Genomic DNA, 16,334 nt, shown 5'->3' with positions numbered 1-16,334 from the left:
TGCATTTCATAAAAAAGAAAGAAAATACTGTCTTGAAATATAAAAAAATAGATTAAATACATAAAATGTCGATAAAATGTATTATGTTTGTGGCATAGTGTTATTAAAATTTACGATATGCAAACAAAAATTATTTTTTTTACGTTGTGTTTTTTTATGGTAACCGGTATTGGTTTTGCTCAAAAGAATAAAGAAGAAAAAAGTATTATTCAGGAAGGTGTCGCTATAAAAAAATATCATAATAAGCCAGAATTGGAGCGTATGCCTAAAGGTATTTTGTTAGGCCTTTATGTTGAGCGTATTGAAAGCTTAGTTAAGTTATTACCTTATATTGCTTTTGCCACCAAACCAGGTGTAACAATGTCTACATTGGGTATCCCAAACGATAAGGATAACAGTAAGATTTTAGATAAGCAATTTGAAGCTACAGACAGTTTTTTGGAAGACAATGCAGATTTTCAAAAGCGTATTTTGCCTTATTCTGATACAGACGATTTAGTTTCAGCCATTCTTTTTTATGAAGAAACTTTAAAATCTCTGCATGAATATGCTGAGTTTCATTAAACATTATATTTTAATTTTATTTGTAAGCTAATGTGTATTCATTAGCTTTTTTTGTTTTAATAGAAGTATTCAATCCAATTTTTAAAATTTAACAAAATTTTAAGAAATATATTACCTATGGTATTTTACCTTTTAAAACTGCATTTTATCGATAAAAAAACACAAAATATATCCAAAATATGCATTTTATCGTAAAAATTTGCATTACATGGATATTTTTTATTATGTTTGGTCATAAATTAATAATTAATCATTTTTAAATTTTTTGCCATGAAAAAATCTACTAGAATGTTTCTATTGTTTCTCTTAGTATTAGGAATATATAGTAATTCCTATGCACAACAAGAAAAGGGAATAGTAGGTATAGATAACTGGTTAAATAATTGGACACAATTTAGACCCAATCAAGAATACTATGGAGAACCTACTCAAATTTTAACAGGAAGTATTAATAAGGACACAAGATTATCTAAACGATATGTTTATTTGCTTTTAGGAAGTGTGTTTGTTGTAAATAATGCCACACTAACAATAGAGCCGGGTACTGTAATAATAGGAGATTATAAAACGAAAGGGTCATTAACAATATCTAAAGGGTCTAAAATTATTGCAGATGGTCTAGAGACAGATCCTATCGTATTTACATCTGGTAAAAGTGTTAAGCGTGCTGGAGACTGGGGAGGGATTATGATATTGGGAGATGCACCTACCAACAAATTTGGAAATGGTTCTGTGGCAGCTTTTCACGAACAGTTAGATGCCAATAATTACGGAAATACTAATTATGGAGGTGACAACGTAGAGAGCAATTCAGGAATTCTTAGATATGTAAGAATAGAATATGCGGGTAAAAGAACAAAAACAGCAGGCTATTTTGATGGATTATTACTCGCTGGTGTTGGCAATAAAACCAAAGTTAGTAATGTTATGGTGAGTTATGCTGCAGGTGATGCTTTTAAAATATTGGGAGGTGGATTCAACCTTGAGCAGGTGGTTTCTTATAAATCTAATGGAAATGATTTTAACTTTAATTATGGAGCTCAATGTGGGTTAATCAATTCGTTAGCTGTTCGTTCACCATATATCTCAAATAGTGAAGGCTCATCACGGTGTGTACATATAATTTCCTATCAAGAACAAGGCGAAGTGGATTTGTCTAAAAAAGGAACAACGGTAATGGCAAAAAATTTAACGCTCCTAAATGATAGTGAAGACCTGGCATCTGATATTAAGTTGGGCTTGGTACGTGAAGGTATTTATGTAGGACATAATTCATCATTGGATATGAAAAAAACAGTCGTTTCAGGATTTAATCCAGCTGTAATTTTTGAAAAAAAGATAACCATTAATCAAGAAAATTTAGAAAAGATTCAATTTTCTGAAATGTATTTTAATAATTGTAATGGAAATATTTTTGTTGAGAACAATACAAATAATGATGATTTAGAAAATTGGTATGGTAATAGTGCATTTTTTAATGTGTATTCAAAAGGCCATAATGCAGAAACTTTTATTGATTTGAATAATGAAAGACGTCCTGATTTCAGATTAAAAATTAATAAAATAATAGCTACGAACAACGACCCAGACTTAGACGATTAACTAAAAACTGATTTACCATTTATGTTTTTTGAGCTTCATTAGAAAAAATGTATTAACATCTTGTTGTTAATTATTGTCTATGTTTATAAGCAATGATGACTTGCTTAACTAAATCCTCTTATCAAAAATATAGAATGAGACATTACGCGAACATTATATTAACTGTTATATTTACTACATGTCTTACAGCGTTATTGAATGCGCAAATCGTAATTAGTAAACCAAACTTGGGTTTTAGCCAGGCCTGTGCAAGCGAATCATTTAACACTTATAATGTTACGTTTACCTTTTCACCTGAAGGTGATTTAACCGCTAGCAATCAATTCATTATTGAACTATCTGATGACACTGGTGATTTCTCAAGTGCAACAGTTATTTTTACATCTACAACAGGAAGTGTTACGACTTCACCAGCCACATTAACATTTTCATTACCCACTACAGTTTCTGGTGAAGCTTATAAATTAAGGATAAAAAGTACATCCCCTGCTGCTTCAAGTACCCCATCCGATGCTTTTCCAGCATATTATAAAGCTCAGGATGAGCCTTTTACCATTAATAATTTGGTGGCTACAGGGGCTTATTGTCCTGGAGGGAGTTATTTGTTAACTATAGATAACCCAGGTGGGCCATCAAACAATTCGCCTTTACAATATCCATCATTAACCTATAACTGGTATAAGGAAACAGGACCTTCGACCTCAGCTTTTGTAGATTCTGGAGAGAGCTTAGTAGTAAACGAACCAGGAACCTATTTTGTAGAGACTAATTATGGATCCTGTACATCAAACTCTTATTCAAATAGGGTAACTGTAAGTGAGTCTGGTTCTGGTTCATCCTCAGAAATTGCTTCAAGCTTAGGAAATCCTTATTGTTCTGGTGATGGTCCAACAACATTAAATGCAATTTCCGGTCAAAGTTATAAATGGTTCAAGGATGATATTGAAATAGATGGTGCCACTGGTCAAATGTATCAAACCAATGAATCTGGAACTTATACTGTTGAAGTTGATTTGGGAGAGTGTATAGATACTGCATCAATTACTTTAAATGCGGAAGGGTTCACCAGTTCTATTGATGTGCCGGAAACCAACTATATTGATGAAGGAGAAACTTTAGTTGTTACTGTCACCACGGACGCAGTTAGTCCTACTTTTCAATGGTATAGAAATGATTCGCCAATTACTGGTGCTGTAAATACTAGTTATGAAACTACTCAAACAGGTGATTATAAAGTTGTTGTTACCCAAACAAGTGGTTGCTTGGCTTCGGTAGAGCATACTTTTGTAATTATTGATGCCTTTCCTGCGGTTGGAAATATTCCGAATGTAATTAGTCCTAATGGTGATGGAGTAAATGATACATGGGTGATACCTCAGCAGTATGTGAGTGGTACAAATACTAAAGTGGCTATTTATAGTTCACATGGTAAAATGGTGCTATACACAAATGATTATCAAAATAACTGGCCCCAGACCCAGTTGGATTTCAATGATATAAACCCTGTTTACTATTATATTATCACAACAGCTAACAATAGTACCAAAAAAGGTTCTATAACGGTATTAAAATAGCATGGGAAAATATCTATTTTTACATATTATTCTATTGGCTTTCCTTCAACAATTCCATGCTCAAGAAAATGGGGTAGTAGCCCTTGATTTACCTGTTAGAAATGGATTACGATTTAATAGATATGCCATAAACCCTACTTTTAGTTTTGTTAGGGAACAAAATAAATACATAAGCTTTACCAATAAAAGGCAATGGGTACAGTTTGATGATGCTCCACAAACCTATTTGTTTAGTTATTCTGGCAGGTTTAGGGAAAATATTGGGGCTGGTATTGGACTTTTTCAACAGGATTATGGTGTATTGACTACTTTTGGAGGCACACTCAATTTTGCTTATAATGCCGTTTTAAATAGTAATAGTAATCTCACATTTGGTGTGAATTTAAGTTTTTATCAAAGTGGTATTAACGAGGGTAAGGTAGTAACAAACTTTCCAGACCCTTCACTGAATAATATTCCAAACAATTCTGTAATTGCAATAAATCCAGGGATTAATTATGGGACTACCTTTTTCGATTTCGGACTTTCTGTAAATAATATGGTCGCCTATAATTTTTCAACATCACAAATGCTAGAAGACAATCCCGGACAAAGTGTTCAAGCTCATGTTATGTACACTGGCTATATGAATACGCGTGGGTTTTTAGATCAAAGCAAATTTTCTGCACTAATAAGATCGGAATTTAAGAGTGACAATACTGTGTTTTCTGGAATCGCCATGTTAACCGTTCCTAAGGGTATATGGATGCAGGCAGGTTATAATTCACTTTATGGGGTGTCTGGCGGGATAGGGTTAAATCTTACCAAGGAAATTGCATTGGAATACAACTATGAGCAGGCCATTGGTGATTTGTCCGGCTTTGGAAATTCACATGAAATCACTTTGGCTTATAAATTTAAGAAAGCCTATAGATATAATTATGCCGATGATGACGATGAAGAAGCATTGATCACACCTTCAAAACGAACAAAAAGTATTGCTGCTAGACGAAAAGTGGCAAGTAATAGCAACAGGCCACGCGTAGTACGACAACCTAGAACAATTAAGGAAAATACAGTTAAGGAAAATACAGTTAAGGTAGATACTAGTGCAGTAACTACCAATAATAAAGAAATAGAACAGGTAACAGAAACCCCTACAGAAGAAATTAAAGCTGAAGAGGTTGCTAGACTTCAAGCAGAACAGGAAGCTAAACTTAAAGCAGAAGCAAAATTAAAAGAAGAACAAGAAGCTCAGGCCAGATTGGCAGAAGAAGCCAGACAAAAGGCAGAAAGGGAAAGATTGGCGAAATTGGCTGAGGAAAGACGCATTAAAGCCGAACAAGAAGCTAAGTTGAAAGCTGAACTTGAAAGACAACGGCAAATAGCTGAGGCCGCACGATTAAAAGCTGAAGCAGAAGCCAAGTTAAAGGCCGAGCAGGAGGCACAACAAGCCAAACTGGTCGAGGAAGCAAGATTGAAGGCCGAACGAGAATCCCAAGAAAAACTAGCTGAAGAGGCTAGGCTTAAAGCGGAAGCTGAAGCACAAGCCAAATTAGCAGAAGAAAACAGACTCAAGGAAGAAGCAGAAGCCAAAGCCAAAGCCGAGCAAGATGAGGAAATTGCAATGCAAGAGCTGGATGGTGTGCTTATACCAGTTGCCAAGGACAGGCCCGCATTGGAGTTGGCGGATTTAACTGTATTAACAGAAAAAGCTAAAATAGAACAACAGGATTTATTGGCTCAATTAAAAGCTAAAGTAGCTAGTAAGCAGCAAGACTTGGATGATCTTAAAGAAGAAAATGATTTAAGTGAACAAGGTATTTATAATACGGCTCCAAAGGCCTTTAAGAGCATATCTGCCGAGAATAGGGAGATAGAGGCCATAAAGGAGGATATTGACAATATTATTAAGTCTCAAAGCAGTCAATTATCCGAACTAGAGCGTTTGTATAATGAGCGATTAAAATCGGTTACGGATCGATCGGATAAAATCAATGTGTTCTATTTACAAAAAATTAATGAACTTAAATCACAACAAAACCAAGCTTTAGTAGTAAAAGCCAATCTTTTATCTGAGCTAGAAAGTATTAGTGTAGCAACTGAAGTAGAAAGAAAGCGTAGAATTAAGCGTGCTGCCTATGATAATGAACAAGCAAGATATCAAAAAGATAGAGAGACATTAAAGCTGCTTAAGCAAATTACACCACTTAGTAACGAACCTTTAAGGCCTGAAGATTTCGATTCTGGTGAAATATTAAGTAATATTCAAATCCTAAAAGGAGTGAATCATACAGATAACGGATTTTATCTTGTTGTTGCTGTACATACCGATGTTAACAAAAGGGATGAGTTCTTGAGAAAGGCCATCTCAGCAGGACAGACCAACATCGATTTCTTTTTTGATGTAAATTCGAGTAAGTATTATATCTATTATCAGAAATATGATTATATAGAAGCAGCAAATTCTGCTATGCAATCAAAAAGTAGTGCGCCTTATAATACCAATATGTCTGTTGTTAAAATTGAAGATTAAAAGTATTTAAAATACGGGTACAAATTAATTTTAAATTTTTGAACTCATTTTCATTTCTATGTATTTTTTTAGATTTCTTACTTTCTATAACACAAAACTTTTTATATATTATATAAAATGTAATAAAAAGACTACTTTAAATTATATAATACTTGATTAATGTAAAAAAAACATCGATAAAAAGCACTTTTTTCAATTAATTTTATAATTGTTCCAAAAAAATTTACGATATTTACTCCGTTTAAAAGCATAAATAATAGATGAAAGTTTTTAATTATATGATTTCAACTACATATTAATGTTTAAACACTAAAAAACAAGACTTTTAATTTCCCCAGTTAAAAGTTATGAGAAAATATCGGCAACCATGAAAAAAACTACTTATGTAAAAACTATTCTTGCTTCTTTCTGCTTTTTGCTACTGGGCTTTTCGGGTATAGCACAATCTTACAAGCCTTTTTCCTTAAGGAGAAATGTTGAAGTAAAGGGAAGCATGCTTGTTGTAGGTAATACAATATTAGGTGAAAACAATCTTGATTTTAATGATCTTAATAGGGACAATCAAGATATTTCAATGCAGTATATTGACATCGATAGTGATGCTTCTACCTATAGTTCTAGTAGTGCCGATTTGTCTTTGCATCTTCAGCCAGATGGTAGTGCAACAACGTGTTACAGAGTTGCTTATGCTGGGTTGTATTGGGGGGCTATATTGCAAAGTGGTAGCAGGGCAGATATTGATAAAGTAAAATTTAAGTTACCAGGAAGCACTACTTATGTTGATATTACTGGAGAAATAGTTTATGATGCTATTGTATCTCCAATTCCAGCTGAAACTGGCGAACCAAGCAATACACCTTACGCATGTTATGCAGAAGTAACCGATTTATTGTCAGCTTTAACTGATATTGAAGGAACTTATGCTGTTGCTAATGTCACTTCTAGTTTAGGATTTAATCATTCTACGGGTTTATCGGCAGGGTGGACTCTAATCGTTATTTATGAAGATCCTAATCTACACACAAAATCATTTAATATTTTTGATGGTTTTAGTCACATATATGATGGCCACCAAGAAACCGTTCCTGTAACAGGTTTTGCTACTCCTCCTGCTGGAAATATTGATTTACAGTTTGCATATGCTGCATTGGATGGTGATAGGACTAAACGTGCCACAAAGTTAGAAATTAATGGTAAAGAAGTTACCACACCATTAAGATCGGCTAATAAGTTTTTTGGTTCGGTAATTGAAAATGAAAATGGTGTATCACATCCAAGGGTTCCTTATAGTTCTAACACTTTGGGCTATGATACTGGATTTTTGGAAATTATTAATTCTGAACCAGAATTTATCAAGAATGGTAATACTTCTGCAGACTTTAGATTGCAAGTGGCAAAGGGACAAGCTGATCCCATTTTTACTTTTTTAGGAGCTTTTGCCGTAGACATCATCGCTCCAGATATTGATTTGACCAAAGTGGTTTTAGATACTGCTGGAGATGATATTGATGGTGGTGATGTGTATTTGGGAGACCAATTATTTTATGAAATAACCTACCAGAGTGTTGGAAACGATAATGTTACTGAGTTTACTATAAAAGATGTACTACCAGACAACATTGTATTTGACCCCAATACCGATATTGATTTATCTAATGCAGGTGGAGCTATGTTACAGTCTTGGGATCCTGATACCCGAACGTTGATTTTCAGTATACCAGACGGATCTGTTGAAGTAAACGATCCCTCTTATGTTATTCGTTTAGCAGTTCAGGTGGTACCTAACTGCTATGACTTAAGTCAGGCTTGTTCGAATGAAATAAAGAATCAGGCTTTCGCTACCTATAGAGGGGTAATTAATCCAACTATAATTGAGGAGGAAGGTAGCTTTGCTACTGAGGAGTGTTTAGGTGTTCCAGGGTCTACAAACTTTATTGTAGACATATCCAATTGTGATTTTACTAGAACTGAAATATTGTGTGGAAGTAGTGTTGTTTTAACCGCTGCTTCTGGGTATGATAGTTATTCTTGGTCAACAAGTCCAACAGGAACACCTGTAATAGGAACTGGTCAAACCTATACAGCAACTGCCGTTGGAACTTACTATGTAACTAATACTACATCATCTACCTGTATTTCGATTGAGGAAGCTATAACTGTATCCCTATACGGAACTACACAAAACAATCCCGTTATTCCGTATGCTGATCAAGTGGTTACTTGCCCAAATGATGGGAAGCAATTGCCATATATTTTCTTATGTGGTGCAAATGAAAACAGAACAATAAACACAGGGATTAGCGATGCAGCTTCAATTGTATGGGAGCAATTGGATGAAAATAGTTGTCCTGCAATGACAATTGATGATTGTGCTAACGAAAATGATGCCTGTACATGGAACCAAGTTGGGACAGGACCCGATTATGTAGCAAATGCAGCAGGAGAGTTTAGACTTGTAATTACTTATCCTGGTGGATGTTTTAGTATTTTCTATTTTAATGTATACCAAAACTTATTAAATCCAACCATATCGGCTGAAGATATTATTTGTACTAGTCCCGGTAGTGTAACTGTTGGTGGGGTGCCTTCAGGCTATGAATATAGCTTAGATCCTAATGGACCTTACCAAGCGTCCAACACTTTTTCCATAAATACACCTGGCTATTATACCGTTTATATACAACAAACTGTAGCCAATTCGTTTCCATGTACATTCCAAACCCCTAGTATATATGTTAGACTTCGTGATGCGAACCTAACCACTGTGGTCACACAACCAGATTGTAATGGTGATAAAGGCAGCATTCAGTTGCAAGTTAACGACGCACTTCCACAATATTATTACAGTCTATCATCAGGAAGCACTTTAATAAATAGCATTGGGCCAATCAACGCTAGTGATTACACCTTTTCAAATTTAAATTCAGGCACTTACACTTATAATGTATCTACAGATGATGGTTGTGTTTTTACAGGTAATATTGATATTATAGATACTCCTGTAATATCAGTAACAGCAGCATTAACACAACCTTTAACCTGTACTGATGGAGAAATAACCATTTATCCTGTTGGAGGAACACTACCATATAACTATTTTATTAATAGTATGACAGTTTCACAAGACTATCCTGAATATGTGGTTACAACTGCTGGAACGTATAACATTACTGTTTTAGATTTTAATGGGTGTGAAGCTTCTACGTCAATTACTGTTGATGGTATTTTACCCCCAGAATTCAACATAAGTCAAACCAATATTTTATGTGCTGACGATCCCAATAGTGGTTCAATATCTGTTAATGTGACCAATGCCAATGGCAATAGCTTAATGTACAGTATTGACGGAGGAACTACCTTTGTGAGTTCACCTGTGTTTAATGGATTATCGGCAGGTAGTTATGATGTCGTTGTACAATATACTTATGATGCCGATGTATGTGCCACTGTAGCACAAACGATAACGATAACTGCGCAAGCCCCAATAACAGGAACCGCGACTTTAACCTCTCCTTTTACGTGTATAACCAATGGTGTTATAACAGTTTCCGGAGTCACAGGAGGAACGTCGCCTTATGAATACAGTATCGATGGCGTGAATTTTCAATCTGGAAATACGTTCTCAGGATTAACCAATGGTACTTATACTGTTACTATAAGAGATGCAAGTGGATGTTCTTCAGCATTGGCACCTATTACAATTGATGCCCTGGATCCGCCAACCGACATGGACTTTAGTAGTACACCATTAACGTGTCCTACAAACACTTCCGATGTTACTATTATCAGTACTACCGGTGGTACAGCGCCTTTGGAGTACCAAATCATTGCACCTTCTGGATCGACAACGGCTTATCAATCCTCAAATGTATTTACAGGATTGGCACCAGGCACTTATACCTTCCAAGTAAGGGATGCCAACGATTGTACTTATAGTGAAAGCTTTACCATCAATTCATTACCTGTGTTAACAGTAGTGGGACAAGCTTTAAGTAATGTTACTTGTTTTGGTGCTTCAGATGGTACTGCCCAATTTACAGTTTCGGGAAGTTCAGGATTTACCTATACCTTAAATGGAGGGGCTTCAATAGCAGGAGCTTCACCAATTAGTTTAAACGGATTGGCTTCAGGTAGCTATACAATAGTCATTACAGATACAGCCACTAACTGTACAGCAACCGATACGGTAACCATAAGCGGACCACCAACCGCATTAACAGTTTCTACTACAGAATCGCCAATTACTTGTAATGCTGATGGTAGTGTAACAATTACTGCATCAGGTGGTTGGGGTGGCTATAGTTATGAACTAGAACAACCAGATAGTTCTGTATTAGGCCCTCAAGGCAGTAATACGTTTGGAGGACTTACACAAACAGGAACTTATACGGTTACGGTTACCGATGCCAATGGTTGCGCTGTTACAACGACTTTCAATTTAAGTACACCAAGTAATCCAACGGCAACGATAATCAATGCCGATTACTGTTTTGATGGGACGAATGCCTCTTCTCTTGAAGTGAGTGCTTCAGGAGGGAATCCACCATATGAATATAGTATTAATGGAAGTGTATTCCAAACGAGTCCAATTTTTTCAAACTTAACACCAGGGATTTATGATATTATAGTAAGGGATTCCTACGGTTGTATTTTTAACTTACCAACAGAAACTATCTCTGATCAATTAACAGCCTCGGCTAGTTTGTTAAAAGGATTGGATTGTACCATTAACCCTGAAGCTCAAGTTGATATTACGGTTTCTGGTGGTACAGGTCCATATAATTATGAAGTATCGTTTAATGGCGGTGCGTTTACAGTAACAGGAAACCCAATATACACCTACAATAATGCGCAAACAGGGAATTACCAATATAGAGTTACTGATGTTTTGGGCTGTATCGCTTTAACAAATGTGGTGACAATCCAACCAATTACAAATCCTTCAGCTACAACTACTGCCACTGATGTTTTCTGTAGCGGAGATTCCAGTGGTATTGTAACCATTGATATTAATGAAACAGTGGGGACGCCTCCTTACGTAGTAAGTTTTAATGGTTCTGGATTTACTTCACAGACTATATATGGTGGTTTAGCTGCTGGGTCATACAACTATATTGTACAGGATTCTAATAATTGTGTGTTTAATGGTTCGGTAACTATTAATGAACCAAGTATTATAACACTGGGATCAGAAATAATTACACCCATTACATGCGGTGTAGGAGGTAATGTACTTGGAGCTATACAAATTCTTAATGTAACAGGAGGAACACTTAATTATACCTATACGCTTTTAAATAGTTCTGGAGCTATAGCTGCTACATCTTCAACCAATCCGTTTGGGCCTACATCAAATGATAATGTCACTTTTAATGACTTGGATTTCGGTAATTACTATCTAAGAATCATAGATCGTAATGGTTGTGAGTATAATTTTGGTCCTTATTTAGTGGCTTCTGATGTTGATAATCTGGATATTACTACTAGTGCAGGAGGAACCTGTATTGCAGGAGTAGAATATAATGTTGAAATAGTTAATGGTACAGGACCATTTAGGATACGCATTTATGATGGTACAACGATTTTTAATCCAACCGATGGGGTTTCACCTAACGGTTTACCAACCTCTAATGTTTCTCCTAGTGAAAGGAATCACCAATTTTCTGGTTTAATGTTCGATGTAAGCTATGTTTTTGAAGTATTAGACACTAGTACAGGATGTACTTATATAGAGGAAGTGCCAGCAGTTCCAAGTCCATCATCCATAGAAGTAGCTGGAACACCTACAAATGTTACCTGTTATGAATTACCTGCTTTAAATAATGGTAGTTTTGATTTTACTGTTTCAGGTTATGATGGAACAGACTTGTCTTGGGAAGTATTTGAAAATTTGACCAATATGACTACAGGAATAATTGGGAATGTTGCTGGTTTAACAGGAGCCGATTACAGTAACAATGTATCTGGATTAGCCCCAGGGGATTACTATTTGTTAGTTTCTGAAACTGATTTGGGGTCAACACAATGTACTGCTATTGTAAATTTCCAGATAACAGAACCAACAGAATTAATACTTGCCGAAGTCGTTAATACAAATGCCAACTGTAACCAAAATGCTCAAGTAGCAGTAAATGCTAGTGGAGGTACACCGCCTTATGAATACGCTTTCGTCGTTGATAGTGTTTTACCCAATGCAGGAGATTGGAACACAAGTAATCTAGCATTCTTAGATGCTGGTGTTAGTTTGGATTGGGATGTTTATGTTCGTGATTCAAACGGATGTAATATTGCAGTACCGCTTGATGTGACTATTGCGACAGATCCCACACCAACAGTGATATTGCCTGCTATTGCAGATGATCAATGTACTTCTGACGGTAGTTCATACACATTTACTGCTACACCTGGCGGTGGAGAAGCAGCACCTGTTACTTACAGTATTGATGGCGTGAATTTCCAATCAAGCGCTACTTTTATAGTTTCAGCTCCAGGTACCTATACCGTAACGATAAGAGATGGCAATGGGTGTACGGCAACCGATACAATTACTATCTATCCGCCTATTCAAATTAATGCTCAAGTAACCGCATTACCTTCATGTACAAATAATGACGGTATTATTACGGCAACAGGTTATGGTGGCTCTGGAAATTACACTTATGAAATTACCTCTGGACCTGTGTTGGTAGGTCCTCAAGCATCAAATGTATTTAATAGCCTGCCAAGTGGTGTTTATACCATTACTATAGAAGACGCTACTTCAGCATGTACTGACCAAGTAGATATAACCTTGGATGCAGCAACTCCAGTAGTGTTTACACCTATAGCAACAAACGTGAGTTGTAATGGTGGTAATGATGGGACTATTACCGTAAACTTGCCAGCAAGTAACGATAATCCACCATATACTTATGAGATTACTTCTGGTCCTGTATTAGTTGGACCACAAAGTTCAAATATATTTACAGGATTACCAGCTGGAAATTATGATATTACTGTTACTTCAGGTAGAAATTGTAGTGAAACAGAGCCTGTTGTTATAGGGGAACCATTGTTATTAGTGGTTTCAGGATCTGCAACCGATTTTGCATGTGCACCAGATAACTCAGTAAACACGTCAACGCTTACCATAGTTGAAAGTGGAGGAACTGCTCCATTCACTTACAGTATAGATGGTACTAACTATTTTACGACGAATACTTTTGATATTATAGATGCCGGCAGTGTTCAAACCATTACTATCTACGTAAGGGATGATAACGGTTGTATCGCATCAAATTCTGTAAACATTAACCCGCTACCTGCATTGACTATGGCTTCTGTAGCTATAGCCACGCCAATAGATTGTAATAATACAGGTACAGTTTCAATAGCTGTTACTGGAGGTTCTGGTAATTTTAATTATCAACTATTACCTAGTGGTACGCTTCAAGCATCGAATATTTTTGCTATTACTGATCCAGGCACCTACTATTTCCAAGTTAATGATTTAGATACTGGTTGTAGTATAGCTACTCCAGCATTAACAATCGCTCCATTTGACACTATAGAAGTTATTGCTAATGCAACTACGCCAGTAACTTGTTTCGGTGACAATAATGGTGCATTCGAATTTACTATAATTGGTTATTCTGGTAACTATAATTATGAAGTTTTTGATAGTTCAGGAATATCTATAAGTGGAATTTTGGCGGGTAACACCTCAACTAATCCCCAAGTAGTTAATGGTATGGCTGCGGGTAATTATTATATTGAAATTACAGAAACAGCTAGTCCATTCTGTTCAACAACATCAAATATGGTAACTATAGCATCACCAGTGTCTGCATTAATGCTTTCGGTTACCGAAACGTCCAATGTTACCTGTAATGATAATCAAGGCACAATTACTGCTGTAGCAAGTGACGGATGGGGTGGTTACCAATATGAATTAACAGGTGCTGCAACGGTAAACTATTCATCAAATGGAACTTTTACAGAACTTTCAGCTGGGTCTTATACGGTTAACGTTATGGATGCTGGCGGCTGTATCGTTTCAGAAAATATAACACTTAATTTACCGACACCTATCGATGCTACAATAACAGCCACACCAACATTATTAAGCTGTTTTGGAGATACTAATGCAACCATTACGGTTAGTAATGTAACAGGAGGACAAGGTAGCAATTACAGTTACACATTGAATATGCTCGCTCCAACTGTAAGTTCATCTGGGCCTCAAACATCACCAATATTTAATGGTTTAGGGGCGGGAACATATAATGTGACCGTTACGGATGGTTATAACTGTTCGTTTACCACACCAGACCTAATCATCGATGAACCGACTCAAATAATAGCCTCTTTGGTAACGGCAACCACACAGACCTGTTTAAACGATACCACACTAACATTGAGTGCTACTGGAGGCACAGGAACTTATGACTATAGTGACTCTGCATCATTTACAAGTGTTTTGGGTTCGTTTACAACATCAACCACATTCTCTGTTCCTGCTGGTACCTATGCTTATTACGTTAGGGATGCCAACGGTTGTATAGCTGTTGTATCTAATGAAATAACCATTGAGCCTTTGGAGCCATTAACCGTGAATTTAGATACTACCAATGCTACTGTTAACTGTGCTGGAGATTCTACTGGAGTAATTGTTGCCGAGGCACAGGGCGGTTTAGGCAATTATTTATATACACTTCAAGATGGTGGTGGAAATGACATTCTTGGTGCTACACAAAATAGTCCAGGGGTCTTTACAGATTTGCCAATAGGAACTTATCAAGTACATGTGGAAAGCATAGATTGTGAAGTAACTTCGGCCACTGTAATAATCACCGAACCATCTGAACCGTTGGTGGCACAATATACGGTAACCGATATTACCTGTAATGGGGAAAATGATGGTATTATTGAAGTCATCGCCTCAGGTGGTACAGGCATTATTAAGTATGCCATAACACCCCGATTGGATCAGTTCTTTGATGAAGCTATTTTTGATGAACTTTCACCAGGGTTTTATGATATTATTGTTCAAGATGAATTGGGTTGTTATATATTACTTGAAGATATTGAAATTGTAGAGGCAGCTCCTGTAATATTGAGCATAGTACCAAACTCTATATTACCCGAAGTTTGTGAAGGCGACATGGATGGTGAATTCAGTATAGATATTTCAGGAGGAAGTTTACCATATAGTGTAGCTTTAGACGATATAAATGGCACTTATACTACTGGTGGAGCTACACAAACCCAATTTGATTTTGTTGGCTTGGCAGGTGGCGACCATACCGTATATGTACGTGATGCCCAAGGTTGTGAATCAGAATGGAACATAACATTTCCAGAATCAGTAAGAATTAACCCTGAAATAATTGTTGAGTTGGGTTGTGCCAATAATTCATCAACCAACATAGTTACGGTAACTATTGACGATAGCATAACCAATCTATCCGATGTAGATTATTCATTAAATGGAGGTCCTTATCAGGTGAGTAATGTCTTTACCGATGTACCTGCAGGTATGGGTCATTATATAGACGTTAGACATACCAATGGCTGCATACAACAGACTGATCTGTTTGATATACCAGCATACGAGCCTTTGGAGGTCGTTCTTGTGGAAAGCACCAATATTAATGAAATCGTTGCTATCGCAACAGGAGGAACCGGTGATTACGAATTTACATTTAACGGAGAGTCCACTGGAAGCACCAATACATTCCAGATTTACGAAACTGGAAACTACACAGTAGTTGTAACCGATAGTAATGGCTGTACCGCAGAGGCCTCAGGGTATTTTGAATTTGTGGACCTCTGTATACCTAACTATTTCACTCCAAATACAGGAGGCCAGTGGGGTCCTGGATGCGGTAAGGACAGCTATAAGGATTTAACCGTAGACATCTATGACCGTTATGGACGTATTGTGGCCAGGTTACGGGTAAATGATACCTGGGATGGTAAATATAATGGCCGTGAATTGCCAACAGGTGATTATTGGTATGTAATAAAACTAAACGACAATAAAGACGATCGGGACTTTGTAGGGCATTTTACCTTGTACCGATAAGAATGTTAACCCT

General features: G+C 36.5%; 5 protein-coding genes. All 5 read left to right on the top strand.

Annotated features, from left to right (window positions below; translation table 11 throughout):
* Window positions 1–117 precede the first annotated feature (117 nt).
* The 5 genes from MR053_RS07405 to MR053_RS07385 all read left to right on the top strand — a co-directional run bounded on the left by MR053_RS07405 (window position 118) and on the right by MR053_RS07385 (window position 16,321).
* Window positions 118–564 (top strand): hypothetical protein, encoded by a 447-nt coding sequence (locus MR053_RS07405; RefSeq protein ID WP_242131834.1) that lies wholly within the window; start codon window positions 118–120, stop codon window positions 562–564.
* 270 nt (window positions 565–834) lie between these two features.
* A complete protein-coding gene (locus tag MR053_RS07400; protein ID WP_242131833.1) occupies window positions 835–2,166 on the top strand; it encodes a hypothetical protein in 1,332 nt (443 codons plus the stop codon).
* Window positions 2,167–2,300: 134 nt separating this feature from the next.
* Complete coding sequence (locus MR053_RS07395) at window positions 2,301–3,740, top strand: T9SS type B sorting domain-containing protein (protein ID WP_242131832.1); 1,440 nt, start codon at window positions 2,301–2,303, stop codon at window positions 3,738–3,740.
* Between the two features lies 1 nt (window position 3,741).
* Window positions 3,742–6,255: a PorP/SprF family type IX secretion system membrane protein gene (locus MR053_RS07390; protein WP_242131831.1), complete on the top strand. Its 2,514-nt coding sequence runs from the start codon at window positions 3,742–3,744 to the stop codon at window positions 6,253–6,255.
* A 367-nt stretch (window positions 6,256–6,622) separates the two neighbouring features.
* Window positions 6,623–16,321 (top strand): T9SS type B sorting domain-containing protein, encoded by a 9,699-nt coding sequence (locus MR053_RS07385; protein WP_242131830.1) that lies wholly within the window; start codon window positions 6,623–6,625, stop codon window positions 16,319–16,321.
* Window positions 16,322–16,334 lie beyond the last annotated feature (13 nt).

The organism is Aestuariivivens marinum (assembly GCF_022662175.1).
GTDB lineage: Bacteria > Bacteroidota > Bacteroidia > Flavobacteriales > Flavobacteriaceae > Aestuariivivens > Aestuariivivens marinum.
The sequence above is the reverse complement of the archived record's forward strand: the minus strand, read 5'-3'. Positions and strand labels throughout refer to the sequence as shown.

Bases quoted from the DNA above. Each gene is read 5' to 3' on its own strand.
- MR053_RS07405 (WP_242131834.1), top strand. From the start codon at position 118: ATGCAAACAAAAATTATTTTTTTTACGTTGTGTTTTTTTATGGTAACC.
- MR053_RS07400 (WP_242131833.1), top strand. From the start codon at position 835: ATGAAAAAATCTACTAGAATGTTTCTATTGTTTCTCTTAGTATTAGGA.
- MR053_RS07395 (WP_242131832.1), top strand. From the start codon at position 2,301: ATGAGACATTACGCGAACATTATATTAACTGTTATATTTACTACATGT.
- MR053_RS07390 (WP_242131831.1), top strand. From the start codon at position 3,742: ATGGGAAAATATCTATTTTTACATATTATTCTATTGGCTTTCCTTCAA.
- MR053_RS07385 (WP_242131830.1), top strand. From the start codon at position 6,623: ATGAAAAAAACTACTTATGTAAAAACTATTCTTGCTTCTTTCTGCTTT.